The sequence below is a fragment of the Desulfosporosinus hippei DSM 8344 genome, assembly GCF_900100785.1.
GTDB classification, from domain to species: domain Bacteria; phylum Bacillota; class Desulfitobacteriia; order Desulfitobacteriales; family Desulfitobacteriaceae; genus Desulfosporosinus; species Desulfosporosinus hippei.
Genome location: NZ_FNCP01000009.1, coordinates 102,494 through 126,799 on the forward strand (window position 1 = coordinate 102,494; position 24,306 = coordinate 126,799).

Annotated in this window: 27 protein-coding genes; all 27 read right to left on the reverse strand. The window is 42.9% G+C overall.

Annotated features, from left to right (window positions below; all coding sequences use genetic code 11):
• Nucleotides 1–16 precede the first annotated feature (16 nt).
• Nucleotides 17–847, reverse strand: a complete 831-nt coding sequence (locus BLS16_RS09860; RefSeq protein ID WP_092332796.1) for a purine-nucleoside phosphorylase — start codon at nucleotides 845–847, stop codon at nucleotides 17–19.
• Between the two features lie 4 nt (nucleotides 848–851).
• The gene (locus tag BLS16_RS09865) at nucleotides 852–2,033 is read right to left on the reverse strand and encodes a phosphopentomutase (RefSeq protein ID WP_092332798.1); all 1,182 of its coding nucleotides are present in this window, start codon (nucleotides 2,031–2,033) and stop codon (nucleotides 852–854) included.
• Between the two features lie 8 nt (nucleotides 2,034–2,041).
• Nucleotides 2,042–2,950, reverse strand: coding sequence for a site-specific tyrosine recombinase XerD (gene xerD / locus BLS16_RS09870; protein WP_092332800.1), 909 nt, complete (start codon nucleotides 2,948–2,950; stop codon nucleotides 2,042–2,044).
• A gap of 67 nt (nucleotides 2,951–3,017) precedes the next feature.
• Nucleotides 3,018–3,218 carry a hypothetical protein gene (locus BLS16_RS09875; protein WP_092332801.1) on the reverse strand — a complete coding sequence of 67 codons (201 nt, stop codon included), beginning with the start codon at nucleotides 3,216–3,218 and terminating at the stop codon, nucleotides 3,018–3,020.
• A gap of 174 nt (nucleotides 3,219–3,392) precedes the next feature.
• Nucleotides 3,393–4,508 carry an alanine dehydrogenase gene (gene ald, locus BLS16_RS09880; RefSeq protein WP_014901989.1) on the reverse strand — a complete coding sequence of 372 codons (1,116 nt, stop codon included), beginning with the start codon at nucleotides 4,506–4,508 and terminating at the stop codon, nucleotides 3,393–3,395.
• Nucleotides 4,509–4,510: 2 nt separating this feature from the next.
• Complete coding sequence (locus BLS16_RS23560; RefSeq protein WP_176786122.1) at nucleotides 4,511–4,696, reverse strand: hypothetical protein; 186 nt, start codon at nucleotides 4,694–4,696, stop codon at nucleotides 4,511–4,513.
• A gap of 217 nt (nucleotides 4,697–4,913) precedes the next feature.
• The gene (locus BLS16_RS09885; RefSeq protein WP_092332803.1) at nucleotides 4,914–5,513 is read right to left on the reverse strand and encodes a stage II sporulation protein M; all 600 of its coding nucleotides are present in this window, start codon (nucleotides 5,511–5,513) and stop codon (nucleotides 4,914–4,916) included.
• 91 nt (nucleotides 5,514–5,604) lie between these two features.
• A complete protein-coding gene (locus BLS16_RS09890) occupies nucleotides 5,605–6,138 on the reverse strand; it encodes an NUDIX domain-containing protein (RefSeq protein WP_092332805.1) in 534 nt (177 codons plus the stop codon).
• Between the two features lie 221 nt (nucleotides 6,139–6,359).
• Entirely contained in the window at nucleotides 6,360–7,238 is an 879-nt protein-coding gene (spo0A, locus tag BLS16_RS09895) for a sporulation transcription factor Spo0A (RefSeq protein WP_014901985.1), read from the reverse strand.
• A gap of 148 nt (nucleotides 7,239–7,386) precedes the next feature.
• Complete coding sequence (spoIVB, locus tag BLS16_RS09900; protein WP_092332888.1) at nucleotides 7,387–8,631, reverse strand: SpoIVB peptidase; 1,245 nt, start codon at nucleotides 8,629–8,631, stop codon at nucleotides 7,387–7,389.
• A gap of 257 nt (nucleotides 8,632–8,888) precedes the next feature.
• Nucleotides 8,889–10,562: a DNA repair protein RecN gene (gene recN, locus BLS16_RS09905; protein ID WP_092332807.1), complete on the reverse strand. Its 1,674-nt coding sequence runs from the start codon at nucleotides 10,560–10,562 to the stop codon at nucleotides 8,889–8,891.
• 10 nt (nucleotides 10,563–10,572) lie between these two features.
• Entirely contained in the window at nucleotides 10,573–11,025 is a 453-nt protein-coding gene (argR, locus tag BLS16_RS09910) for an arginine repressor (protein WP_092332809.1), read from the reverse strand.
• A 105-nt stretch (nucleotides 11,026–11,130) separates the two neighbouring features.
• Complete coding sequence (locus tag BLS16_RS09915) at nucleotides 11,131–11,949, reverse strand: NAD(+)/NADH kinase (RefSeq protein ID WP_092332811.1); 819 nt, start codon at nucleotides 11,947–11,949, stop codon at nucleotides 11,131–11,133.
• 5 nt (nucleotides 11,950–11,954) lie between these two features.
• On the reverse strand, nucleotides 11,955–12,764 hold the full coding sequence (locus BLS16_RS09920) for a TlyA family RNA methyltransferase (protein WP_092332813.1): 810 nt from the start codon (nucleotides 12,762–12,764) through the stop codon (nucleotides 11,955–11,957).
• A gap of 32 nt (nucleotides 12,765–12,796) precedes the next feature.
• Nucleotides 12,797–14,683 (reverse strand): 1-deoxy-D-xylulose-5-phosphate synthase, encoded by a 1,887-nt coding sequence (gene dxs, locus BLS16_RS09925; RefSeq protein ID WP_092332815.1) that lies wholly within the window; start codon nucleotides 14,681–14,683, stop codon nucleotides 12,797–12,799.
• A gap of 44 nt (nucleotides 14,684–14,727) precedes the next feature.
• On the reverse strand, nucleotides 14,728–15,168 hold the full coding sequence (locus BLS16_RS09930; RefSeq protein WP_092332817.1) for a divergent PAP2 family protein: 441 nt from the start codon (nucleotides 15,166–15,168) through the stop codon (nucleotides 14,728–14,730).
• Between the two features lie 14 nt (nucleotides 15,169–15,182).
• Entirely contained in the window at nucleotides 15,183–16,049 is an 867-nt protein-coding gene (locus BLS16_RS09935; RefSeq protein WP_176786124.1) for a polyprenyl synthetase family protein, read from the reverse strand.
• Nucleotides 16,050–16,051: 2 nt separating this feature from the next.
• On the reverse strand, nucleotides 16,052–16,360 hold the full coding sequence (gene xseB, locus BLS16_RS09940; RefSeq protein WP_092332819.1) for an exodeoxyribonuclease VII small subunit: 309 nt from the start codon (nucleotides 16,358–16,360) through the stop codon (nucleotides 16,052–16,054).
• A gap of 3 nt (nucleotides 16,361–16,363) precedes the next feature.
• Nucleotides 16,364–17,566, reverse strand: a complete 1,203-nt coding sequence (gene xseA / locus BLS16_RS09945) for an exodeoxyribonuclease VII large subunit (RefSeq protein ID WP_092332821.1) — start codon at nucleotides 17,564–17,566, stop codon at nucleotides 16,364–16,366.
• A 757-nt stretch (nucleotides 17,567–18,323) separates the two neighbouring features.
• Nucleotides 18,324–18,959 (reverse strand): cyclodeaminase/cyclohydrolase family protein, encoded by a 636-nt coding sequence (locus tag BLS16_RS09950; RefSeq protein ID WP_092332823.1) that lies wholly within the window; start codon nucleotides 18,957–18,959, stop codon nucleotides 18,324–18,326.
• Nucleotides 18,959–19,810, reverse strand: coding sequence for a bifunctional 5,10-methylenetetrahydrofolate dehydrogenase/5,10-methenyltetrahydrofolate cyclohydrolase (locus tag BLS16_RS09955; RefSeq protein WP_092332825.1), 852 nt, complete (start codon nucleotides 19,808–19,810; stop codon nucleotides 18,959–18,961). The genes BLS16_RS09950 and BLS16_RS09955 overlap by 1 nt, the downstream gene beginning before the upstream one ends.
• Nucleotides 19,811–19,965: 155 nt before the next feature.
• Nucleotides 19,966–21,378, reverse strand: coding sequence for an NADPH-dependent glutamate synthase (gene gltA, locus BLS16_RS09960; protein ID WP_092332827.1), 1,413 nt, complete (start codon nucleotides 21,376–21,378; stop codon nucleotides 19,966–19,968).
• Nucleotides 21,378–22,220: a sulfide/dihydroorotate dehydrogenase-like FAD/NAD-binding protein gene (locus BLS16_RS09965; protein ID WP_014901970.1), complete on the reverse strand. Its 843-nt coding sequence runs from the start codon at nucleotides 22,218–22,220 to the stop codon at nucleotides 21,378–21,380. Before BLS16_RS09965 ends, gltA begins: the two co-directional genes overlap by 1 nt.
• Before the next feature lie 110 nt (nucleotides 22,221–22,330).
• Nucleotides 22,331–22,762: a transcription antitermination factor NusB gene (gene nusB / locus BLS16_RS09970; protein WP_092332829.1), complete on the reverse strand. Its 432-nt coding sequence runs from the start codon at nucleotides 22,760–22,762 to the stop codon at nucleotides 22,331–22,333.
• Nucleotides 22,763–22,802: 40 nt separating this feature from the next.
• A complete protein-coding gene (locus BLS16_RS09975) occupies nucleotides 22,803–23,051 on the reverse strand; it encodes a DUF2273 domain-containing protein (protein WP_092332831.1) in 249 nt (82 codons plus the stop codon).
• A complete protein-coding gene (gene amaP, locus BLS16_RS09980) occupies nucleotides 23,048–23,563 on the reverse strand; it encodes an alkaline shock response membrane anchor protein AmaP (protein ID WP_092332833.1) in 516 nt (171 codons plus the stop codon). The genes BLS16_RS09975 and amaP overlap by 4 nt, the downstream gene beginning before the upstream one ends.
• A 72-nt stretch (nucleotides 23,564–23,635) precedes the next feature.
• Nucleotides 23,636–24,031 (reverse strand): Asp23/Gls24 family envelope stress response protein, encoded by a 396-nt coding sequence (locus tag BLS16_RS09985; protein ID WP_014901966.1) that lies wholly within the window; start codon nucleotides 24,029–24,031, stop codon nucleotides 23,636–23,638.
• Nucleotides 24,032–24,306: the final 275 nt, after the last annotated feature.

A 24,306-nucleotide genomic window follows, 5' to 3' on the forward strand; every position in this document is an offset into this window, starting at 1 on the left:
AACTGTTAATTTATTTTTACAGTACTCTCAAGATCCCCTGTACAAAATCAACAAATTTTTTCTCAACCCGTTCAGCAGTTTCCATAACTTCGGCATGACTCAATTTTTGCGGCAAAATGCCTGCCGCCATATTCGTTACACACGAAATCCCTAAAACTTTCATTCCGCCATGATTGGCAACAATGACTTCGGGAACTGTACTCATGCCAACCATATCAGCACCACTCACTCTCAAATGACGAATCTCGGCAGGGGTTTCATAGCTGGGCCCGCTCATTGCCGCATATACCCCTTCGTGAGGCTGAATATCATATTCCTGCATAATCGATAAGGCTCTTTTACGCCACTCGGAATTATAGGCATCACTAAGGTCTGGGAAGCGAGGCCCTAAATTCGATAGATTCGAACCACGTAAAGGATTATCCCCTAACATGTTGAGATGATCTTTAATAATGATCAGATCCCCTGGCCGGAATTCCTGATTAATACCACCCGCAGCATTAGTAACAATCAGTCCGGTTACTCCTAAAACTTGCATTGCTCGAACCGGAAAGGTCACTTCTTGCATAGTGTAACCTTCGTAATAATGAAAACGCCCTTGCATTATCACGACTTCCCGTTCTTCAACCTTGCCAAAAACTAATTGCCCGGCATGTCCCTCTACTGTCGAAACAGGAAAATGGGGAATATCTTTATAGCTGATTGTCACTTTATCTTTGACCAAATCTGCAAAAGCTCCTAATCCCGAGCCTAAAATTATTCCAAGCTCAGGTTTTGAGGAAACTCTATCTGTAATATATTTACGCACTTCGTCTAATTTCGAATTATATTCCTTCTCGGAAATCATTGAATCATCCTCCTATATTCCCTATCTCTTCATAAAAACTTTTTCCATTAAGTAACGGTTCACTATTTAGGTATTCTGTAACGGTGGCTCCTAGATCTGCGAAAGTCGACCTCACACCAAGATTAACTCCTCTAGACAAATTAGGCCCCAAAACTAAGAGCGGTACATATTCCCTTGTGTGATCTGTTCCAGGGTGAGTTGGATCACACCCATGATCAGCCGTAATAACCAGCATATCCTCTGAACGCAATTCTTGAAGTATTTTGGGCAAACGCTCATCAAATTCCTCTAAGGCTCTGGCATAACCCTCAACATCATTGCGGTGTCCATATAACATGTCAAAGTCAACGAGATTAGCCATAATTAGGCCATTCTCTGTCTTAGACATAAACTCCAAGATTTTATTGACACTATCCATATTCCCTTTGGTAAGTACAGAGCTGGTAACGCCCCGACCAGCATAAATATCCTTGATCTTTCCTACCGTAGAAACTTCCAACCCACGTTCCTTGATATATTCCAACAATATCTTATGGGGAGGTTCAATGGCAAAATCATGCCGATTTGTGGTTCGATAAAAGTTTCCGGGTTTACCCAGAAACGGTCGCGCTATCACACGTCCTACTTGTAATTCATCGGTTAGCATATCCCTGGCAATCTGACAAATGCGCATTAACTCCGGTAAAGGAATGATTTCCTCGTGGGCAGCCACTTGAAAAACTGAGTCTGCTGAGGTATAGACAATGGGTTTTCCTGTCCGAACATGCTCATCCCCAAGGCGCTGAATAATTTCTGTTCCGGAGGCAACTTCATTCCCGATTACATTTCTCCCGATAGCTTTCTCATAACTGTCAATAAACTCTTTAGGAAAACCTTTGGGGAAGGTCGGAAGGGCTCTCTCCAAAATTACCCCTGCCATCTCCCAATGGCCAGTTGTTGTATCCTTACCTAAGGATTGTTCCGCCATCTTCCCATAGTTTCCCAAAGGACTAGGGGTAGCCGGAACCCCTGTGATAGAATTAATATTCCCGAGACCGAGTTTTTGGAGATGGGGTAGATTAAGTCCCCCGCGCTGACGAGCAATATTACCCAAGGTGTAGCTTCCCACATCACCATAATTCGCTGCATCAGGCATTTCTCCAATTCCCACACTGTCTAAAACAATTATTATTACTCTCCGAGGCATGCCTTCCTTCACTCCTTAAGCTTATAATCCGCTCGTGGATGAGCTTTTTGAAAAACGTCTAACAAGCGGCGCCTTGTCAAATGGGTATAAATTTGAGTAGTTGCAATGTCCGCATGACCTAGCATTTCTTGAACAGAACGCAGATCAGCTCCGTGATCCAGAAGATGAGTTGCAAAACTATGCCGAAACATATGAGGGGAAATTGATTGCTCAAGATTATGTTCTTTTCCCCATCTTTTTAGAATATAAACCACTCCTTGTCGCGTTAGAGCTCGACCATGAACGTTCAAAAAAAGAATATCCGTAGTTTTTTTTCCACACAAACGTTTTCGTGATCCACTTAAGTAACGCTCCAATACTTGAATAGCCTGTTCGCCTAAAGGTACAATCCGTTCCTTATTTCCTTTACCAATACAACGTACATAGCCAACATCCAATGAAACATCTGACAAACGTAATCCAATCAATTCTGAGACTCGAAGTCCGCAGCTATAGAGAACCTCTAAGAGGGCCAGATTCCGGAGTGAAAGATCCGATTCCTCCTCTGATTTTAGTAGTTTGTCCAACGTCACTTCTGACAACACCTTTGGTAGTTGTTGATTTAACTTTGGAGTTACTAAATAGGTCGTTGGATTATCCTGGCGTAGCCCTTCGTCTAGTAAAAAAGCAAAAAATCCTCGTATAGTTGCATTACAACGTGCAATAGTTCGAGGTGATTTTCCATTTTCTTTACATAGTAACAGAAATAAGAATAAGTCATTTCCCTCACATGCCAGAAGGTCTGTTCCCCGCTCCTTTAGATAAATCCTTAGCTGGCGCAAATCGCGTTCGTACGCCTGCCTTGTGTTCTCCGAAAGCCCACGCTCAACCTGAAGATATGTTAAGAACTTTTTTAATAGCTTTTCTTCGGAGGTCACTTATTATCCCCCCTTTCTTACATTGTTCTACACAGGCAGGGGATTTTCCTTGTTCTTAGGGATTCTATCAAACATGTAACTCTCTGGAAAGAATTGTTTCTACCCTTAAAGGATTTCCATGTGGATTCTGATCATTATGTAACAGGGTTGACATTAAGCTATTGCACACTGCGACTAGCTTGGGCAGCAGCACCGCAAGTAAAATTAAAAGCAAAAAAACTCTTCCGATATATAGAAAAAAATCCAACCAGTGTCTTGTTGGTAGCATCACGCTCCCCCCCATCTCTAAAACCTATGCGCTTCCGGATTGTCCTTATCCTAAAAAAAGACGGACCGCATATTAAATCGGTCCAAATAAAAATCGAGTGAAACTCCGTTACGGATTCCACTCGATAAACAATAATCGAACTCTTTAGCTATTATTCTATTGATCTAATATCAATTAGAGGAGGGCTTCTTCTAAGGGGGTATACATTATGTTGAGTGATTGAGCGACAGCTTTATAGGTCAACTTACCATTAATGACATTGACCCCTTTACGTAAGGATCTATTTTCTTGAATCGCTTTAAAATACCCCTTATTAACAATCTCAAGTGCATACCCAAGGGTTACATTAGTCAGAGCAAAGGTTGATGTTCGAGCAACTGCTCCGGCAATATTGGGAACGGCATAATGAACAACACCATATTTAATAAAAGTGGGATCATCATGAGTTGTAACACGATCAATAGTCGCAATACTTCCCCCTTGGTCAATTGCAACATCAACGATAACACTGCCTGGTGACATTGCTTGAACCATATCTTCAGTAACTAAGTGCGGCGCACGGGCACCTGGTATAAGTACAGCGCCAACGAGCAAATCGGCTTTAGCAACACTGTTGGCAATATTGAACGGGTTAGACGCTAAAGTTCTAACTCTGCCGTTAAACATTTCATCAATGTCTCTTAGTCTTTGTGTACTCTTTTCCACAATTGTAACTCCTGCACCTAGGCCTATTGCCATCCTGGCTGCATTCGTTCCAACAATTCCCCCTCCAATGATGGTTACATTAGCAGGGGTTACCCCAGGAACTCCTCCTAGTAGGACTCCCTTGCCACCTTTGGGTTTTTCTAATAATTCAGCTCCAATTTGTATTGACATACGACCTGCTACTTCACTCATCGGAATAAGCAAAGGCAGTGACCCATTATCTAATTGAATGGTTTCGTAGGCTATGGCGACCACTTGTTTCTCCATGAGCATCTTGGTTAATTCGGGTTCTTTAGCTAGATGCAAATAAGTAAATAAGATTTGTCCCTTTTTAAAATACCCGTATTCTTCCTGAACCGGTTCCTTAACCTTAATGATCATATCAGCTGTCCAAACTTCTTCGGCTGAATCAACGATCTGAGCACCAGCATCCATATACTGTTGATCGGTAATGCCACTTCCTTCTCCAGCTTCCTTTTCCACGAATACTTTGTGCCCAGTTAAAGTAAACGCGTGGACTCCTGCCGGAGTAATAGCTACACGACTCTCATTGTTTTTAACCTCTTTCGGTACTCCAATCAGCATGATTAAACCTCCATCTCACTCATTAGCACTTTTATCCGATGACTACCAGCCGTAAGACTCCCATCTTCTATAAGTACGAAAGCATCCAGTGACGAAACCCGGGTGAGGGTTTCGCCCAAGCCGCCTGCTCCAAAGAAAAGCATAACGACGCAGGTTTCTTTCGCCGAACCGCAAACTACACAGAACAACTTTAGCGGTGAGGATGAGATAAGGGCTGCTACGTCCCTGGATAAGTTCTTCTAAGCTTCGGATGGAGTAAGTATTCCTCTTTGGCAAACTCTATCTGAAGCTAAGAATCACTTGATAGTTGTATTATAATGCAACTCTTGTCCCGATAGCAAGCCTTGAAATCTGCAGCTTCCTAGAATTGCCCATATGTTAACCTTGGTATCTAATAATAATCACTTAAAGATGGAAAAAGCGCAAACCAAGGATTGAAAAATACCCTTGCGCAACTCCCACGGCAACAGCCCCCACAGAAACAAAGGCAGCGGCTGCAGTATAATATAAAAACTCCCTTCTTAAAGATTCTCCTCTAGCTTTACCACGGAGTAATAGAAACGAAAAGATTGTAGCTAACCCCGCCCCAAGAAGCAATAAAGGAATAGCGAATATTGTTGGTACAAACATAGTCGTTAATACCAGAGCGATTCCTAGCGTACCTTTGGCACCAATAATAAAACTAATTGTAAAGCCTAAAATGAATCCTCGAGTAAAAACAATCAAATAGATTAATGGCGCACCAATAATCGTAAGCCCTAAGATCCAAATTCCAGCCATCATAATGAACATATCCCTGGCCAACTGTCCTAGAAAGGCAGGCTCAAATGTTGTTGGTTGGCTTTTCAAAAGCGTCTCCAAAAAATTTCCTAATTGAGAGGTTTCGGAAACTCCTAAAGCATTAACCCCTACTCCCCCAAAAACCATACCTGCAAGATAAACACTGGAAAGCGTAAGATAAATAACCCAATATTGCCGAATGTGTTCGCCAAGCTGTTTCCACATACTTAATATCCCTCCCCTAGCCCCTAAAAGATTTTATTCCATAGGATGGGAAAGTATGTCCACAACTCTGCCAAATAGTCTGCAAAGACCCTCAAATTTGACCTTGAAGAAGCAGTATCCCAAGGATAGTTTTGGCATCTTTGAACAGGTTCTGCCGCGCCATTTGCACTGCTTTATCCCAGGGAATTCTTTCTACTCGTAAAAATTCGTCTTCATCCGGTTTTAGGGGATCCCAAATTAAATCTCGAGCCAAGAATAAATGCATAACCTCGTCCGTAAACCCTGGTGTGGTATAAAAGGTACTAACTCCTTCCATGCTGCCTCTATAACCTGTTTCTTCTTGAAGTTCCCGTTCAGCACATTCCAGGGGAGATTCATTAGCATCTAGTTTTCCTGCAGGGATTTCTAAGGTCTCTTGAGCAATTGCATATCGATATTGACGTACCAAAAGTATTTCTTGATCCAATACAGCAATTACCCCCACTGCGCCTGGATGTCTAACCACCTCACGCGTTGACACAAGCCCATTTGGCAAGCGCACAGAATCCCGTTCAACTCGAATTATGCGCCCCTCTAGTATAACTTCCCCTTCCAGGTATTCTTCCTGTAAATCGTCCTTTTCCAATAATTACTCTCCCTCTCTTAGTTCCTTTAATTCCATCTTACCCTATATCTTAGAGAAAATTCAACATGTTAAAGACATTATAAGCATCTGTTTGATTCTCTCCAAATGCTTTATAGACCATCTTGAATAAGAAAAATACTAACTCTCTTTAAACTAAAGTTTAAAATGATTTAGTATTCTCTCATGTCAATTATTTACCCATTATTTACTTTTTCTTCCTTCTAGTACATTATCGACATCCGTAGTTTGTCAGCAACCATTGCCACAAACTCTGAATTTGTTGGTTTACCCCGATCCACATTAATAGTATAGCCAAAAAAGCGATTCATGAAATCCACATTTCCGCGATCCCAAGCCAATTCGATGGCATGACGAATAGCTCGTTCAACTCGACTAGGAGTTGTTTGATATTTTACGGCAATCATTGGATAGAGCTCTTTGGTTACCGCCCCCAGCAGGGATACATCAGTAACTACATTAACAATTGCATCTCGTAAATACTGATACCCTTTGACATGGGCTGGTACACCCATTTGGTGAATCATTCTTGTAACTTCTACTTCAAGATTTTTCGAAGTAGGTGGTAAAATTCCGGTGGAAATCTGTGAACTTGAACTTAAATTTAGATTATTGTTAGACGCTGTATTAATATTAGGATTTGTAGTAGCGCTCGAATTCATGGCACCTGCTCTGTTGCCATTGGAAGCACTATTTAGGGTACTAGAAAAATCATCTTGTAATTGACGAATTCGTTTCCCCAGAATCTCTAAATCAAAGGGTTTCAAAATGTAATAATTTGCACCAAGACTGACTGCCCGCTGAGTCATCGATTCCTGCCCAAAAGCAGTCAAGATAATAATCTTAGGTCTAAGGGATGCATTCTGAAGTTTTTCCAATACACCTAATCCATCTAAATGGGGCATTATGATATCTAATAGCACAACATGAGGTTCTTCCCGAGAAATTAATTCTAGAGCCTCATTTCCATGATATGCTACCCCTACAAGGCTCATATCCTCCTGCCGTTCAATATATTCCTTGACCACCTCGACAAATTCTCGGTTGTCATCTGCCAATAAGACACGTATAGGCCTTTGCATTTCCCAGGATCCCCCTCATTCTGCCTCTTTCAGTTTATATTTTCGACAACTGTTTTAATACTCCTGCTTTTCAAGCAAGAAATTTAACTTTTTATTTCGAAATTGAATCAGAGCAGCCGAAATGGCTGCTCTAAAAATATTCAATTACTTAAGCCGCTTCCTGTTTACCGGGCATAGAGCTGTCATTGATCATGTTCTGAATAAACACTCCATAACCTCGTTGTGCGTCATTCACAAAGACATGAGTTACTGCTCCAATAAGCTTTCCGTCCTGCACAATCGGACTTCCGCTCATTCCTTGAATGATGCCACCTGTAACCTCAAGCAGTCTGGGATCGGTTACTCTAATAATCATATTTTTACTATCTGTTCGATTATGCATAACTCGATCGATATTAACAGTAAACTCCTCAATCTTTTCTCCTTTTATTACCGTATATATTTTAGCGGGACCGACTTTCACTTCTGATTCCCATCCAACCGGAATGGCTTCCTTGAAATAAGGATTTTCAACTTGTCCATTCATTTTACCAAAAATACCTGTCATAGTATTTTTTTCGATAGTTCCACTAAAACTAGAGTTGGGAACAAAGGAACCGATTTTCTCACCCGGATGACCACGTTTCCCTTTTTCAATTGCGTAAATTGTTGAGGCAATTACCTTACCGTTATAAACTTCGATCTTCTGATTAGTATCTGCATCGGTAATTACATGACCTAACGCACCATATAAATTATTTGCCGGGTTTATAAAGGATAAGGTTCCGACACCTGCAGCTTCATCGCGAACAAATAAGCCCATTCTATATCTTCCGGTTTCAACACAATAAATAGGTGTGACTACTTTTTCAACCATTTGGTCTTGATGTTTAAACAATACAGTTGCGGTTCCTTTTTGTTTACCTGCAGCATCAATTGCATTGGATACCTCCTGGTCTGTTTTAACTTCTTGGTTTTCAATTTTTAATAAAATATCCCCTACTTGAATCCCAGCATCTTTGGCAGGAAAGGAATTCTTTCCATTCTTATCAACTACCGGAGCCTGTCCTACAACCATAACACCTTTTGTTTGCAAGGTAACACCAATCGATTGGCCTCCAGGAATTAATGACATAGGACTCATTACTTCAACTTCTCCCGTCTTTAAGGGAAAGATACCAAAAAGCTTATAAGCTATATCTAGCTTTTGAGAAACCTGTGAATTAGATAAACTAGAAGAAGAAGCGGAAACTGATGAAGTTTTTTCAATTTGAATAACTTTTGACCAAATTCCACTGAGGCTTGGCTCTACTTGATTAACTTGAGCTTGATGCATTTGAGGCAATTCTACTAATAGTTGAAGGAAGGTGCAATACAAGAGACTGATCACTAATAATACACTTCTTTTTTTCACTCTCTTATCATCCTCCACTCTATTCTCCCCATTTAATCTCCCCTTTTTTCCTCGTTTATAGAGCGGTCAATATAATAAGTTAGTGAAGTTGTTGTTTCGAAATTCTAATCTTAAATTATCCAAATCACTTCTTTTTCATCCTGACAAATGTGTTCCAGATTCACTAAAACAATTCCAGTTTAGACAAAATAAAAAGATTGCATAATTATAATTACGCAATCTCAAAAAAATCGAAGAATGTACCCATGCCTCGTACCTTAGGTTAACCCTCGTCCTGATCGCTGCCATAATTCTTGGGCATGTTTACGAGCTATCTCTATTTCTCCGCCTCCGAGCATTCTGGCAAGTTCTTCAATACGCTCATTCTCGGATAATATATCAACTCGAGTCCGAGTCCTTTTCCCAGTTACTTCTTTTACGATACCATAATGAGCTTCGGCAAAAGCCGCGACCTGAGCTGCATGTGTAATACAGAAAACCTGCTTATTTTGAGCAATCTTGGCCAATTTTTCACCAACTCGGTGAATCGTTCTGCCTCCGACTCCACTGTCTACCTCATCAAAGATAAAAGTGCCTACACTTTCGACTCTAGCCAGCAAACTCTTTAAGGCAAGCATCAAACGAGACATTTCTCCACCTGAAGCAACTTTTGCCAAGGGTTTGGGGGGTTCTCCCAAATTAGCCGAAAAATAAAATTCTGCTGTTTCAAACCCACCTGTAGTAGGCTCGTCATTAGGTGTAAATCGGACTTCAAAACGACTTTTCTCTAAACCTAAATCAGCAAATTCAAGCGCCAGTCCGTTTTCAATGTTCTTAGCAATTTCATGACGTTTTAAGCTCAGCTGTTTTGCTACTTTTTCATAAGCTTTGAGGGCTTCTCGCTTTTCTTGATTAATTGTTTCAAATTGTTCCTGAACATGGGTTATCTGATCCAGTTCTTGAAGCATAGTATCCCGCTTAACTAAAACTTCTTCAATTGTAGTTCCAAATCTCTTTAGCTTTTTGAGAAGAATCAGTCTCTCTTCAATCTGGTCGAGCCTACTAGGTTCGAACTCAAAATTATCACGATATGCCCGGATTTGTTCAGCCAGATCTTCGGAGGAGTAATAGATAGATTCGATTTGGTCATAGACATTTAAACTCTCATCTAAGCGATTCAGTTCCTGCAGGGCTTTACGCACCCGGCCTAGCATATCAAAGACTGATGGCTTACCAGAAGAGCCTTCATAAAGCGTCTCATAAGCCTCAGTGCCTAAACTTGAAATTCTCTCTGCATTGCTGAGTCGTTTCCTTTCTTGAGAGAGATTTTCTTCTTCGCCAGGAACCGGATTAACCCGTTCAATCTCCTCAATTTGAAACGCAAGCACCTCTTCCCGCTTTTGTCGTTCATCTTCTGAGATAGATAAGTCGCGTTCTTTGCGAAGAATCTTTTGGTAGGCTCTGGCTGCTTTACTCACTAAATCAACATCACCTTGAAGGCCTCCAAGGGCATCTAAAAGATTTTGGTGTGTTTCAGGGCGAAATAGAGAAAGATGTTCTATTTGACCGTGAATATCTACAAGCCCTACACAAAGTGAACGATAGAGAGTTAACGGAATTGACCGGCCTTGAACACGGCAGACGTTTTTTCCTGTAGAGTTTATTTCTCGAAAAAGAAATAGCTGTCCATCTTCAACAGGATAGCCAGCTTCTTCGAGCCTAAGTAAATACTCTGGGGCAAGATCCTCAAAGACACCTTCAATCCGTGCCCGGGATTCCCCATGCCGGATGAAATCGATGCTGGCTCTCCCACCTAACAGAACTCCCAACGCGTCGATCAGCATTGATTTTCCTGCGCCGGTTTCTCCCGTAAACACTGTTAGGCCACGACAAAAATCCATTCGAACAGTCTCCATAAGTCCAAAATTCTCCACATGAAGCTCCGCGAGCATAAAATACCTCCTATCCCAGCAAGGCGCTTATCCTTTCAAGAACCGTCTGAACGGCCTCCTTTGGCTTAATTACCAAAAGAATTGTGTCATCTCCTGCAACAGTGCCAATAAGCTCTTCCCAGTTACTGTTATCCATAATTGCTGCTAAGGCATGGGCGTTTCCGGGTATCGTTCGTATTACAATAAGATTATCTGTGTCATTAATAGACACCATAGCTTCTCTTAACAACCTCTTTAAACGATCTTGTAAGTTTGCCGGATGAGCTTCGCTTGCAACTGCATAACGATACTCTTCTCCTTGGCTGGGGACTTTTATTAGGCCCATTTCTTTGATATCTCTAGATACGGTTGCCTGGGTAACATCAAAGCCTGCTAAACGTAGTCTTTCAGCAAGATCCTCCTGAGTATGAATAATTTCCTTAGTAATTAGTTCTTGAACCTTCATTTGGCGACGTGCTTTCATACTCTAGCCTCCTTTCACGAAAGTGTGAGGTTGCTTAACGCAACCTCCAACCCCGCTTATACTATCTGAATTTATGCCTGGAGCATCAACATCGCACCTTGATGTTTAATCATGCCAACGATCTCTTAACTTCTCTCGAACGACCTGAGGGAAACTACGAGTGCCTATTCGAATCAATAATGCTTTTGTTGGCGCTGTTTTGATGACAACTGCTTGATCGGCATAAATTAAGGTGCTTTGTCTGCCATCAAAGGTCACTACACATTTTTCTCCATTAGCCAAGAGGATTTTGATTTCTTCTTCATCTGAAACAAGCATAGGCCGAGCAGATAAAGAATGTGCAGCTAAAGGGGTCAATAAAATTGCTTGAACATTTGGACTGACAATTGGCCCTCCGGCAGAAAGTGAATAGGCTGTGGATCCTGTTGGCGTAGAGATTATTAAGCCGTCGGCAGGATAACTGACAGAAGGTTCTCCGGAAAGGTTTGCTTGCAATGTAATGATTCCATCACTGCCTTCTCTGGAGAAAACCACATCGTTTAATACCCTGTAGGAAGCACCGTCTTGACCGCCGCCGTTAATAACTACATTAAACATCAAACGCTCTTGAATTTGATATTCTTGCCGCAGAAGTTTTTCCAAAGCGCTGTAGACTTCTTCCCGTTCAATTTCACAGAGAAAACCCAGTTTTCCGAAATTCACTCCCATCACAGGGATTCCATAGGTTGAAGCTTCTCTGGCAGCCTGAAGAAGAGTACCATCCCCTCCCAGGGATATTAGAAACTCTATTTTATGCTTAATAATATCTTCCCACTCGGTTAAAACCTGCCAACCACGAGCTTGAAACCAATCCTCAATCTTAACCGCCAAGGTCAGGGCTTCCGGTTTACTCATATTACGCCACAAACCAACAATTTTTTGCATAGATACTATTCCGTCTCTTTCTGAGCCTTTTGAACTACAAGTTCCAGCTCTGAATGCCAATCTATTCCCTCTTCATTTTGCAAACCTAACCAAGCTAAATATTCAATATTTCCCTCTGGTCCACGAATTGGTGAATAGTTTAACCCTAAGACCCGAAATCCTATACCTTCTGCCTGACTTAGAACTGTCGCAATAACTTGCTTATGAACGCCGCTATCTCTTACAACGCCTTTTTTTCCCACATGCTCTCGCCCTGCCTCGAATTGAGGCTTGATCAGAGCTACTACTTGTCCACCATCTTTAAGGATTGCTATCATTGCTCCAAAAATTTTAGTAACTGAAATAAAAGCAACATCCGTGACAACCCAATCAACTTTCTCCGGCAAGGTATCCTTAGAGAGATAACGTGCATTTACTCGCTCCATGGAGACAACGCGAGGATCTGTCCGCAGTTTCCAGTCTAACTGCCCGTACCCGACATCAACTGCATATACTCGTTTGGCACCGTTTTGTAAAGCACAATCCGTAAACCCTCCCGTCGAAGCTCCTATATCTACGACTACTTTGTCCTTAAATGAGATCGGAAAAGCCTCCAGTGCTTTGGCCAGTTTTAATCCTCCCCGCGAAACAAAGGGCAGGATCTCCCCTTTTAACTCAATTATAGCTTCTAGAGAAACTTCTACCCCTGGTTTATCTACACGTTGTCCGGCTACAAAAACAATTCCTGACATTACCATTGCTTTAGCCTTCTCACGGCTGGCTGCCAAGCCGTTCTTGACCATTAACACATCAATTCGTTCTTTTCCTTTAGCCACTGTATCCCGTCCTTTAACCTTGAGCAGAAATTTTACGACTGAGCAACGTTGCGAAATAGCCTTAGCCGTTCAGCAGCTTGCATAATACCCTTTGTTGATAAACCATGGATTGAAAGCAATTGAGGAATTGGGCCTTGATCAACAAAACCAGGGTATCCCAATCGTTCGACTGTTACTCCGCTGAGCCCTTCTTCTTCAAGAAATTCTAGAATCGCGCTTCCCATGCCCCCTTTAAGAGAATGGTCTTCTAAGGTGATAATCTTTTTGGTGAGTCGAGCATAGTGAGACAAGATTTTACGATCTAAGGGATTTATATAACGCAAGTTTATAACAGCGGCGTCTACACCGCGCTGACTTAATTCTTGTGCCGCCTGGAGACAAGTATGTACCATTGGGCCAATGCCAATTAAAGTTACATCTCTGCCATCTCTCAAAACTTCTGCTTTTCCAATAGGAATTTCGGTTAGGTCATCATCTAGCGTCACACCCTGCCCCACTGATCTTGGATACCGCAAGGCAACCGGGCCGTCATATTTTAGTGCCGTAAAAAGCATATGTCGCAACTCATTTTCGTCTTTAGGAGCCATTAAAACCAGGTTAGGAATGATTCTAAAAAAGGATATATCAAACACTCCATGATGGGTGGGGCCATCATCACCGACAATACCGGCACGGTCAATTGCCAAAACAACATTGGCTCCTTGCAAACAAACATCGTGCAAAACTTGATCATAGGCTCTTTGATAAAAGGTGGAGTATATGGCGACTACAGGTTTTAGGCCCCCGAAAGATAATCCAGCGGCGAATGTCACCGCATGCTGTTCAGCAATCCCCACATCAAAAAAACGTTCAGGAAATTCCCTCGCGAATTCTTTTAGACCTGTTCCACTGGGCATTGCTGCAGTAATCGCTACAATTTTCGGATTTTCCTTAGCCAGCTTACAAAGAGTTTCTCCAAAAACTGCGGTGTAGGTTGGAGGAGCGGATTTTTTAATGACTTTCCCAGTTTCCGGATCAAAAGGGCCTAGTCCATGAAAAACATCCGGATTCTCTTCTGCAGGTTTGTACCCTTTTCCTTTACAAGTCACAACATGAACAAGAACCGGCCCTTTCTTATTCTTAGCTTGATCTAACACTTGCTCTACACAGGCTTGATCATGACCGTCAATAGGGCCTAAATAGGTAAACCCTAACTCTTCAAAAAGCAGTCCGGGAACAAGTAAGTACTTTACGCTATCTTTAGCTTTAGCGGCTAGCTTTGCTACTTGATTTCCTATCCCGGGAATTCGCTTTAATAGATACTCCAGATCTTCTTTTCGCTTATCATAGAGTGGATCCGTCCTTAATCGGTTCAAGTAGGTAGACATAGCGCCTACATTGGGTGAAATAGACATCTCATTGTCATTTAAAACCACAATGACGTTCGTTTCACTATGTCCTGCGTGATTTAAGGCTTCGTAAGCCATCCCACCAGTCATAGCTCCGTCTCCAATGACAGCCACAACATGGTGTTTTTCTCTCAGAACATCCCGAGCTTTGGCATACCCAACAGCGGCAGATATGGATGTGCTGGAATGGCCTGTTTCAAAACTGTCGTGAGGGCTCTCTCCTCGTTTAGGGAAACCTGACAATCCCTTGTACTGACGAATGGTCTTAAACTGTCTTAATCGCCCTGTCAAAAGTTTATGTACATAGGTTTGGTGACCGACATCCCACACAATTTTATCCTGGGGGCTATTAAATATTCGATGTAACGCCAAGGTTAGTTCCACAACCCCCAGGTTCGGCGCTAAATGCCCTCCGTTTTTGGAGACCACTTTTATCATTTCTTCTCGAATCTCTTGCGCTAACATATTTAGCTCTTGGAAATCTAGCTTGCGCAAGTCCTTAGGTTCTTGGATCTTTTCAAGAAGTCCCATCCTTCTTCCCCCCTTGTAATTAAGCTGTATCCAAAGCAAAAAACCTAAATTAGAAGACTTACTATTATCCCAACAATAACTCCTCCGAAAACTTCGAAAGGAGTATGTCCAATCAGTTCTTTTAATCGTTTTTGAGCTAGATCCGGTCCATGATATAAAAACTCAATCAATTTATTCAGAACCTCGGCCTGTTTTCCGGCAGCCCGTCTGACTCCGGTAGCATCATATAAAACAACTATCAGGAAAACAGCTGCTACCGCAAAAATAGGCGAATCCCAGCCATGGTATTTCCCAACGCCCAAAGCCAATGCACTCACCATTGCGGAGTGGGAACTCGGAAAACCACCGGAACTGAAAAATAATGAGAAATTTAGTTTTCTTATTACAATTAGATTAACGATTACTTTTAAGAACTGGGCAGAAAACCAGGCAGTAATCGCCGAAATCAGGATTGCATTGTGGAAAATCCCCGGAAAAAAAGGCATAATATCTACCTCTTTTAGTGTTTGCGTTCTTCAATATAAAGTGCCAGCTCATTAAGAAAGTTTCCCTTTTGCCCGAATGGTTTAATTGCGGCTTGAGCTTTGAGAATTTGAGAATGCAATTCTCCTGATGCTCCTTCAAGCCCTAGCAAAGAAACGTAAGTCGATTTACCCTGTCGCAGGTCACTCCCAGCGGGCTTACCGAGAGTTTCACTGTCCCCAATCACATCTAAAATATCATCTTTTATCTGAAATGCTAACCCTAAGGCTTGAGCATAATCAGTAAGAGCTCGTATATCATCTTCAGACCCACCACCTAAAACTCCTCCGAGACGTGCGGAAACTGTCAATATAGCGCCAGTTTTACCCTTATGAATTTTTTCAATCTCAGGCAAAGTAAGAACTTTTCCCTCAGCGGTTACGTCCGCAACCTGCCCCCCAACCATGCCGTCTTTCCCTGAAGCAACAGCAACTTCACGAATAATCCGCAGTTCCCTTTCCGGTTGACCTAGCTCTAGACTGGCCAGCAGTTCAAAAGCATAGGTTAAGAGGGCATCTCCCGCCAGGATTGCTCCCGCCTCACCGTAAATTTTATGATTGGCTAATCTCCCCCTGCGATAGTCATCATTATCCATCGCCGGCAAATCATCATGAATTAATGAGTAGGTGTGGATAAGTTCCAGAGCTGCAGCGGCTCTTAGGATACTTTCAGGTTTTCCACCCACAGCTTCGGCTGAGGCTAGCGCTAACACAGGGCGAATTCGTTTTCCCCCTCCGATTAAGGAATAATACATACTCTCATCTAGACTATTCTTTCTCCATGGCAACTGTGCCAGAGTTTCTTCGATCATAGTCAGATATCGTTGAAAGGTTTCCTTAAACACGTCTAACGTTCATCCTTCCCATCAAAACTAGCTGGCTTTATTTGCAACTGTCCATCTGAACCTTCAAGCAATATCTCCATCTGTTTTTCTGCTTGATCCAACACCTGTGAGCAATATTGAACGAGACCTACGCCATCCTTAAATAAGTTCAGAGCCTTTTCTAAAGGCAAATCCTTTTGTTCCAGCATCCTTACAATTTCCTCCAAAGTTTGAAGCCCCATTTCTAAGGATTTTGGTTCATCGGCTTTAGTCTCTTCTACTTTATCATGCCCTAAATTGAAAAGATCCCCCGTAGCTATATCTATACTCATAGATTAAATCCCCTTCTCCAAAACGCTGCAGTTTAGACGCCCTTCGCTTAAACGAACTTGTATTTGTGAATCAACTTCGATATCATGAATCGACCGAAGCAAAGTACCGTCTTCTTTATAAGCCAGCGAGTAGCCTCTTCCCAGAATCGCTAAAGGGCTTAGTAAATCCAGCTTTGCAGCCAATAAATTTAGTATACCATTTTTATCGATTACAAATCTAGTCATCCCCTCTTGAAGGCGCATTTGCAAAGAATCTAAGCGTTGACGATTCTGATCTATTCGCCAGAAAGGGTCTCTGAGGGGCCCCTTGTTAGCAAGGCCCGCAATCTGCTGCCGTTTCCGTTCAATTAAAATTGCCATAGCCCCTCGCATCCGAAGGCTCATTTGAGCTACTAACAACTGAAGCTCATCTAAAATTGGCACAGCCAGCTCTGCTGCGGCTGAAGGGGTCGGCGCCCTTAAATCTGCTACGTAATCTGCAATGGTTACATCGGTTTCATGACCTACCGCTGATATAATAGGAATAACCGAAGCGGCGATAGCACGGGCAACTATATCTGTATTAAAAGCCCATAATTCTTCTAAGGAACCTCCGCCTCGCCCGACAATAATAACATCTACAGACCCATAGCGATTGAGGCGCTCAATCGCTTGAGCCACTTCAAAGGGTGCCGCTTCACCTTGGACAGCAGCTGGCGCTAAGATCCAGGACATCCGTGGATGACGCCGTTCAATAATATTGATAATATCCCGAATTGCTGCCCCTGTCGGGCTTGTTACAATCCCAATACGCCTTGGCAAGCGCGGTATACTCTTCTTGCGGTTGGGATCGAACAACCCTTCTTCAGCCAGTTTCTTTTTCAACTGTTCAAAAGCCAAGTACAGTTGACCAAGCCCACTGGGTTCCATTTCCTCTGCATAAAGCTGTATAGTACCATCTCGCTCATACATACGAATATTACCACGAATTAAAACTTTTAGACCATCAGAAGGAAGAAAGCGCACTCGTTCTACCCGACTCTTAAACATTACTCCTCTTAGATTCGACGACTCATCTTTAAGGGTAAAATACCAATGACCTGAAGCGCGATGATATTTAAAGTTTGATAGTTCCCCGCTTATCCAACAATTATGTAAATCCCATTGTTCCTGCAAGACCTGACTGATTCGGCCCACCAACTCAGAAACAGTCCATATTTTCGGCACAAACTTCACCTCACTGCTATAATATCACAAAGAAAAGACCGGAGGAAATAATGACTTCCATGCTGCTACATAGTAACTGAAAATAGGTCGCTTGAGCCGGGCGCCTTCGACCACATACGTGCAACTCAGCACTCCGAGGCTCGCCTACTCGCTTGGGTGGGAGCTCTGCCAAACCTCAGGGTAATACCTGATGTTAACCTCTGGCTCCGCTCCCCACCCAAGCTTTGTAGGCTTTACCGCCTCTCCATGCAATGGGTTCACTCCTGTGGATCGATGCCGCCCTGTCTTACGGGTCTATTATTCTTAAGCTTGTTTTGGGTGTTTCCAGAGACGCGATGCGGCACCAGCAGATGATAAAAAACTGAAGGACCTTCTAACATGCTAAAGGCTCTGCGAAGCCTGACCTGAGTCCCCCAAAACACTGCTTATAATCTTAGCAAACTGCCTGGAGGAGCGCTTCTGCTAAGCGGATGCGTCAGTGAAGCCGCGCTAAGGCGAGGGCCGACGGTTCGCGTCCCCGTAGCGCGCCGCAGGTTCACATGCAGAAAAGCCCAGAGGTTCGGACGCGCTCGCGAACCGTCCAGCGAGCCAGCGGTGGAACTCGCAGACGCGTGCAGACGAAGACACTGTCTTCGCACGGGTTAACACAGCTGACAAGCGCTCTCCCAGAGCTCGACAGAACCGTCCCCTGTCAGGATGATACAGCAAAAGGGGCGAGGAAAAATTTCCTCACCCCTTCTTATTGCCTAAATACGAACTACATTCTGCTTTGCACCACAGCAACGGTCTCTGCACAAATAATCGCAGCCTGTTCAAAAAGTTTGGCTCGTTCTGCCTTTACTCGCTCCTGATACTCTGTGTCCTTAATTCCCGGCAGATTAATATCTACACTGAGCATTGCAGATTTCAGAGCACTTTCAGCTAAGTAAGCGGATACACCCACATCACTGATTGCTCCCTTGTTACCGATTGGGGCAAGCTTTTGGGCTAACTGCAGAACTCTAAAGCAGTTTTGAGAAATACCCAGCGGTGTGTTAGTAGCAGATACTAAGACTTCCTGCATCTTCTCAGTGCGCACAGCTTTTTCTTCATCTGTACCTTTTGGTAGCTTCAAGACATCCATGAAATTGGAGAACTCAGCGATATCCTGGCTTAAACCCGTTTTCAACAGACTTAAGACTTCCTCGGCTTCAGTCAAGATCTCTTTCACTTGGGGTTCAACATCTTTGTACTTTTCCTTGCCAATGGTAAGGTTAGCCACCATACAAGTCATTGAAGCAGCCAAGGCTCCGACATAGGCGGAAACACTTCCGCCTCCTGGTGTTGGGGAAGAGCTGGCTGACACTGTCAAGAATTCATCTGTGGTCCATTCCCAGATTTTGCTCATATCCATTACTTAGCTCCTCCTTGCAGAACGATTCCTTTCAGGACATTACGCATTATTAATGCAGTGGTCAGGGAACCTACACCACCCGGCACCGGAGAAATTAAATCAGCTACATCTTGAACAGCCTCAAAGTCAACATCTCCGCAGATTCCGTCAGGTGTCTCGTTAATTCCGGCATCAACTACAATTGCGCCGGCTTTGACCATATCTTTTTTGATCAGCTTAGCACGGCCTACCGCTGCAACCAAAATATCTGCTTGTCTAGTGAAAGCCCCCAGGTCTGGAGTCTTAGAGTGGCAAATTGTCACTGTAGCATTGTGTTTAAGTATTAAGAAAACTAAAGGTTTGCCCACTGTTTCGCCACGGCCCACGATAACAACGTGCTTACCGGCGATTTGCACCCCTGAGCGGAGAAGCAATTCAATACAACTTTGCGGGGTAGCCGGGAATAGTCCGTCCTCGCCGCTTAGAATATATCCGCGATTAATTGGGTGAACTCCGTCCACATCTTTATCGGGACGTACTGCAGCCATAATCGTTTCTTTTTGAATTCCCTTCGGAAGCGGAAGTTCAATCATAATGCCGTGAACAGCCTGATCGTTATTAAGCTCTTCAATTTTGGACAAAACATCTGCTTCCAGAGTCGAACCGGGCATTGTGAAAAGTTCAAAGGCCATCCCGATTCCCTCACAGACCTTCTGCTTGGATCTCGCATAAACTACCGAAGCCGGGTCATCACCGACTAGTATAACGGCAAGCTTAGGTTGCACACCTTTTTCTTTCCATTGCGCAATTTCCTCACGAATTTCTTCTTTTAAAATTTTGGATACTGCTTTTCCGTCTAACAATTGTGCCAAAATACACACTCCTTTCGAAATATTTCGATTTATTCAGTCGCAAAACTCCCTTTATTAAAACTGGAGTGGAAACCCGTAAAGTAGAAGTTTCCTGCTTATTAGCCTCCCACTTTCTGAAAGCGGGAGGCCTTATGCTCACATTGGTAGAGATATAATTACTTTCCCTTAAGGTATTGATCAATACCTGCGGCAGCCTTTTTACCGGCTCCCATAGCCAAAATAACAGTTGCTGCACCCGTTACGATATCACCGCCGGCAAAAACGCCTGGCTTTGAAGTCATCAAGGTTTCTGGATCTGCAACGATATTACCACGCTTGTTTAACTCCAAGCCGGGTGTAGATGTTGTAACCAGAGGGTTCGGGCCTTGTCCAATAGCCACTACGACGGTATCCATAGGGATATCAAATTCAGAGCCTTTAATTGCAATAGGAGCACGGCGTCCTGAAGCATCGGGTTCTCCCAGTTCATAGCGCAAGCAGGTTAAACTTTTCACCCATCCGCGCTCGTCCCCTTCGATAGCTACAGGGTTTGTCAACAAGCGAAATTGGATACCCTCTTCCTCTGCATGCTCTAGCTCTTCTTTACGGGCTGGCATTTCGTCACGAGAACGACGATAGATGATATAGACGTTTTCCGCTCCTAAACGTAAAGCTGTGCGAGCAGAGTCCATTGCAACATTACCGGCACCTAAAACGGCAACATTTTTCCCGACTTTTACAGGGGTAGCGTAGTCTGGGAACTTATAGCCCTTCATTAAGTTTGTTCTTGTTAAAAACTCATTGGCTGAATAAACACCATTTAAGTTCTCTCCTGGGATATCCATGAAGTAAGGAAGTCCTGCACCTGTCCCGATAAAGACAGCGTCATAACCATTTTCCATAAGCTCATCAACAGAGGTGATTTTTCCAACAACCTGATTCGTTAGAATTTCTACACCCATGGTTTTGAGATTTTCAATCTCAGTTTGGACAATTTCTTTAGGCAGACGGAATTGAGGAATTCCGTACATCAGTACGCCCCCGGCAACATGCAAGGCTTCAAGCACAGTCACAGCATGACCAGCTTTTGCCAAGTCGCCGGCACAGGCCAATCCTGCAGGCCCAGCTCCAATAATAGCTACCCGCTTACCACTCGGTGCAGGTTTCTCAAACTGCGATTTGCCAGTCTTCATGCCGAAGTCAGCTGCAAAACGCTCAAGTCGGCCAATAGCTACTGACTCTCCCTTAATACCTAAAATACATTTACTCTCACATTGATTTTCTTGAGGGCAAACACGGCCACAAACAGCAGGTAGTGAATTTTTAATTTTCAGAACATTACCAGCTTCCTGAAAATCTCCTTCGGCAACCTTTTTAATAAACTCTGGAATAAGAACTTCTACAGGACACCCTGAAACACATTTAGGCTTTTTACATTGTAAACAACGCTTAGCTTCTTCTACAGCTGTTTCTTCTGTATAACCTAAAGCAACTTCTTCAAAGTTACGCGCCCGTACTTCCGGTTCCTGACAAGGCATTTCATGACGAGGGATTTTAACTTTTTTTGTGCTTTCAACATTCTCAGCCATTAGTGATGCCCTCCTTCATGATTGCATTCCAGTCGGGCTTTGGCCCGATTCTCTTCATCTTTATAAAAAGCGAGACGCTTCATTGCTAAGTCAAAATCAACTAAGTGTCCATCAAACTCCGGCCCATCGACACAGGCAAATTTTGTCTCATTGCCTACGCTTATCCGACATGCACCACACATGCCTGTTCCATCAACCATGATTGGATTCATACTAACAATGGTTTTGATGCCTAATGACCGAGTATAATCGACAACAGCTTTCATCATAATCATCGGCCCGATGGCCCAAATAGCCTTAACTTGGTGGCCTTGGGCTAACACTTCAGCAAGTCCGTCTGTTACAAACCCTTTAACACCTTTACTTCCATCATTTGTGGCTATGACAACTTCACTGCTTGCAGCGGCCATCTCATCTTCTAAAATCAGCAAATCTGCACTTCTCGCACCTAGGACGGAGATAACATGATTTCCGGCATCTTTTAAAGCCCGAGCTATCGGATGAATAGGAGCAATGCCTAAACCTCCTCCGATGCAAACAACAGTACCATAATTTTCAATTTCGGATTCGACTCCCAACGGACCTACAAAGTCTTGAAATGCATCTCCTTCATTCATACCCGTTATAATTGCTGACGAGTACCCAACATCTTGAACAACAATCGTGATAGTACCCTTTTCACGATCAAAATCCATTACAGTCAAAGGAATACGCTCACTCTGCTCGTCTACACGGACAATAACAAATTGCCCTGGCTCAACTTTTGCGGCCACGGCTGGTGCATTGACGTCCAGTAAGGCAATACCGGTTGCCAATAGTCTTTTTTTAACAACGTGGTACATTTGTCTCCCCCTTAATGTGAATAAAATTAAAATTTCTCATATATTAAATTAATTCGATATCTTCAATGACTTTTCCTTTAATTTTACAAATGTGAAAAGAAATACTTGAATCAAAGTTCACCCTTTTTTTCTGCTTTCAGATTGCTGTCCACGATTCGATCAAGTATCCCGTTAACGAACTTAGCTGATTCTTCTCCTCCAAATCGCTTAGCCAGCTCAATTGCTTCATTGAGACTTACACGACCGGGGATATCAGAACGGAAAAGAATCTCGTAAGTAGCCAAGCGCATTACATTTCTATCCACATTAGCCATACGATTAATAGACCAATCTTGAGCATATGAAGAAATTGTTTGATCAATTTCATTTTGATGATCTATGGTCCCTTCAACAAGTTCCTGCGCAAACCCCCTACTGGGCTCGGGAACAACAAATTCATCAGCCCAGCGCTTAACTTCTTCTGCAATAATCAATGGTTCTTTCGTCAGGTCTCTTTGAAAAAGCACTTGTAATGCAGTTTCTCGAGCTAATCTTCGACTCAAGAAAATTCCTCCCTAGTGATATCTAATTTTAAGTCATCATTTAATACTTGTTAAAAGTCTTTTCTACCCAGGCTGAAAGGTCTTTATGCTCATCTTGGCGTTTTCCTAAAACAAAACCTATCACAGCAAATAAGACTAACACAAGTGTTCGCCAGAAACCTAGCGTCACAAACAAAAGTCCCAGTATAAAACCTATAGATGTTCCCAAAAGCTTGCCAGGGTGATTATCCAAGGCCCAAACTAAAGACTGTGAAATCTTCTCTTCAATTTTTAACCAAAAGCCCCTCATCGCACACGTACCGGACGAACCTTTTCTAAGCGACGCACCAGCACTTTCACCTCTGCCACAATTATTCCGGTATAAAGCTCGACATCCTCTTTAACCTTCTTCAAAATTTCTTCAGATATTTGAGGAATTATGACCCCCTGTTCAAACTGACAAAACACGATAATCTCAAGGCCAGCTTCGCGTTGTCTAAGACTTGATCCAACTTGCAAAACTCCGGGCAGCCCTTTGGCACTGCGTGTAATAATCTCCTGAAGGGCATCTTGAGAAATTCGAACTTCTCCTCCTTTTAAAGATGTCCGAAAGGAATTATCATTACTCGTCCGTGGTCGGATAAACAATAGCAATCCTAACAATAGTAAAGCTCCAGCCATAATAATACTCTCCCAAGGATTAAATCTTAACCAATCAAGCCCTTGAGTTATTAAAAAGTATGGTAGTCCCCACCCTGAGGCTACTGCTAATATAGTGAGTGCCCCCAGAAATAGAATCAATCCTAAAGTATAGACCAACATCGTCGTCCCTTCTTTCAGAAACCCCCCCTGGGCTTTCCAGGGGGGGCCTTCTTAGCTCCTGCCAAGTTTTCTTTACTTTAAACGTAAGTCTTCTTCTTTGGTTTCCACAACCGGTTTAAAATTAACCCCTTGCACATGAACATTTGCCTCTACGACTTTAAGTCCAGTCATACTCTCAATGGCCTCTTTTACAGCTTGCTGAACACTAAAAGCTACGTCGGGAATTGATACACCATACTCCACAACAATAAACAAATCTACAGCTACCTCATGTTCACCGACTTCAACCTTAACTCCTTTGGACAGGTTTTTATTTCTCCCCAACATGTTAGCTAAGTCTCCAACCAGACCACCGCTCATGCCTACGACGCCCTCTACTTCTGAAGCAGCTAATCCGGCTATGACTTCTACAACTTCATCCGCGATTCGAATAGATCCCAGGGAATTATCTGTACCCATACTTTCCATGACCTTACACCCCCTACTCGAAGTTCGATGTTCTTGGTTGTAAGTTTGAATATTGAACTTCGACATTACATTATTCACATACCCTTTTTTGCAACTAGATAAGCCTACTTACCATTTAGTGTGAAATATCCTTATCCTAAGTAGGTTTCCATTATCTACATGACGTTGATATTATACCAAATTAAGGCTGATCTAGCAAAGGCTATTTCCCCTCAACAAATTATTTAAGTCTTAAAAAATAATTTAAGTGAATAACAAAAAGATCCTCACATTAA

What these genes read in the sequence shown, in the direction of transcription:
- BLS16_RS09860 (WP_092332796.1), bottom strand. Translation starts at nt 847, where the DNA reads ATGATTTCCGAGAAGGAATATAATTCGAAATTAGACGAAGTGCGTAAA.
- BLS16_RS09865 (WP_092332798.1), bottom strand. Translation starts at nt 2,033, where the DNA reads ATGCCTCGGAGAGTAATAATAATTGTTTTAGACAGTGTGGGAATTGGA.
- BLS16_RS09875 (WP_092332801.1), bottom strand. Translation starts at nt 3,218, where the DNA reads ATGCTACCAACAAGACACTGGTTGGATTTTTTTCTATATATCGGAAGA.
- ald (WP_014901989.1), bottom strand. Translation starts at nt 4,508, where the DNA reads ATGCTGATTGGAGTACCGAAAGAGGTTAAAAACAATGAGAGTCGTGTA.
- BLS16_RS09885 (WP_092332803.1), bottom strand. Translation starts at nt 5,513, where the DNA reads ATGTGGAAACAGCTTGGCGAACACATTCGGCAATATTGGGTTATTTAT.
- spo0A (WP_014901985.1), bottom strand. Translation starts at nt 7,238, where the DNA reads ATGCAAAGGCCTATACGTGTCTTATTGGCAGATGACAACCGAGAATTT.
- recN (WP_092332807.1), bottom strand. Translation starts at nt 10,562, where the DNA reads ATGCTCGCGGAGCTTCATGTGGAGAATTTTGGACTTATGGAGACTGTT.
- argR (WP_092332809.1), bottom strand. Translation starts at nt 11,025, where the DNA reads ATGAAAGCACGTCGCCAAATGAAGGTTCAAGAACTAATTACTAAGGAA.
- BLS16_RS09915 (WP_092332811.1), bottom strand. Translation starts at nt 11,949, where the DNA reads ATGCAAAAAATTGTTGGTTTGTGGCGTAATATGAGTAAACCGGAAGCC.
- dxs (WP_092332815.1), bottom strand. Translation starts at nt 14,683, where the DNA reads ATGGGACTTCTTGAAAAGATCCAAGAACCTAAGGACTTGCGCAAGCTA.
- BLS16_RS09930 (WP_092332817.1), bottom strand. Translation starts at nt 15,168, where the DNA reads ATGCCTTTTTTTCCGGGGATTTTCCACAATGCAATCCTGATTTCGGCG.
- xseB (WP_092332819.1), bottom strand. Translation starts at nt 16,360, where the DNA reads ATGAGTATAGATATAGCTACGGGGGATCTTTTCAATTTAGGGCATGAT.
- BLS16_RS09950 (WP_092332823.1), bottom strand. Translation starts at nt 18,959, where the DNA reads ATGGATATGAGCAAAATCTGGGAATGGACCACAGATGAATTCTTGACA.
- gltA (WP_092332827.1), bottom strand. Translation starts at nt 21,378, where the DNA reads ATGGCTGAGAATGTTGAAAGCACAAAAAAAGTTAAAATCCCTCGTCAT.
- BLS16_RS09965 (WP_014901970.1), bottom strand. Translation starts at nt 22,220, where the DNA reads ATGTACCACGTTGTTAAAAAAAGACTATTGGCAACCGGTATTGCCTTA.
- BLS16_RS09975 (WP_092332831.1), bottom strand. Translation starts at nt 23,051, where the DNA reads ATGAGGGGCTTTTGGTTAAAAATTGAAGAGAAGATTTCACAGTCTTTA.
- amaP (WP_092332833.1), bottom strand. Translation starts at nt 23,563, where the DNA reads ATGTTGGTCTATACTTTAGGATTGATTCTATTTCTGGGGGCACTCACT.
- BLS16_RS09985 (WP_014901966.1), bottom strand. Translation starts at nt 24,031, where the DNA reads ATGGAAAGTATGGGTACAGATAATTCCCTGGGATCTATTCGAATCGCG.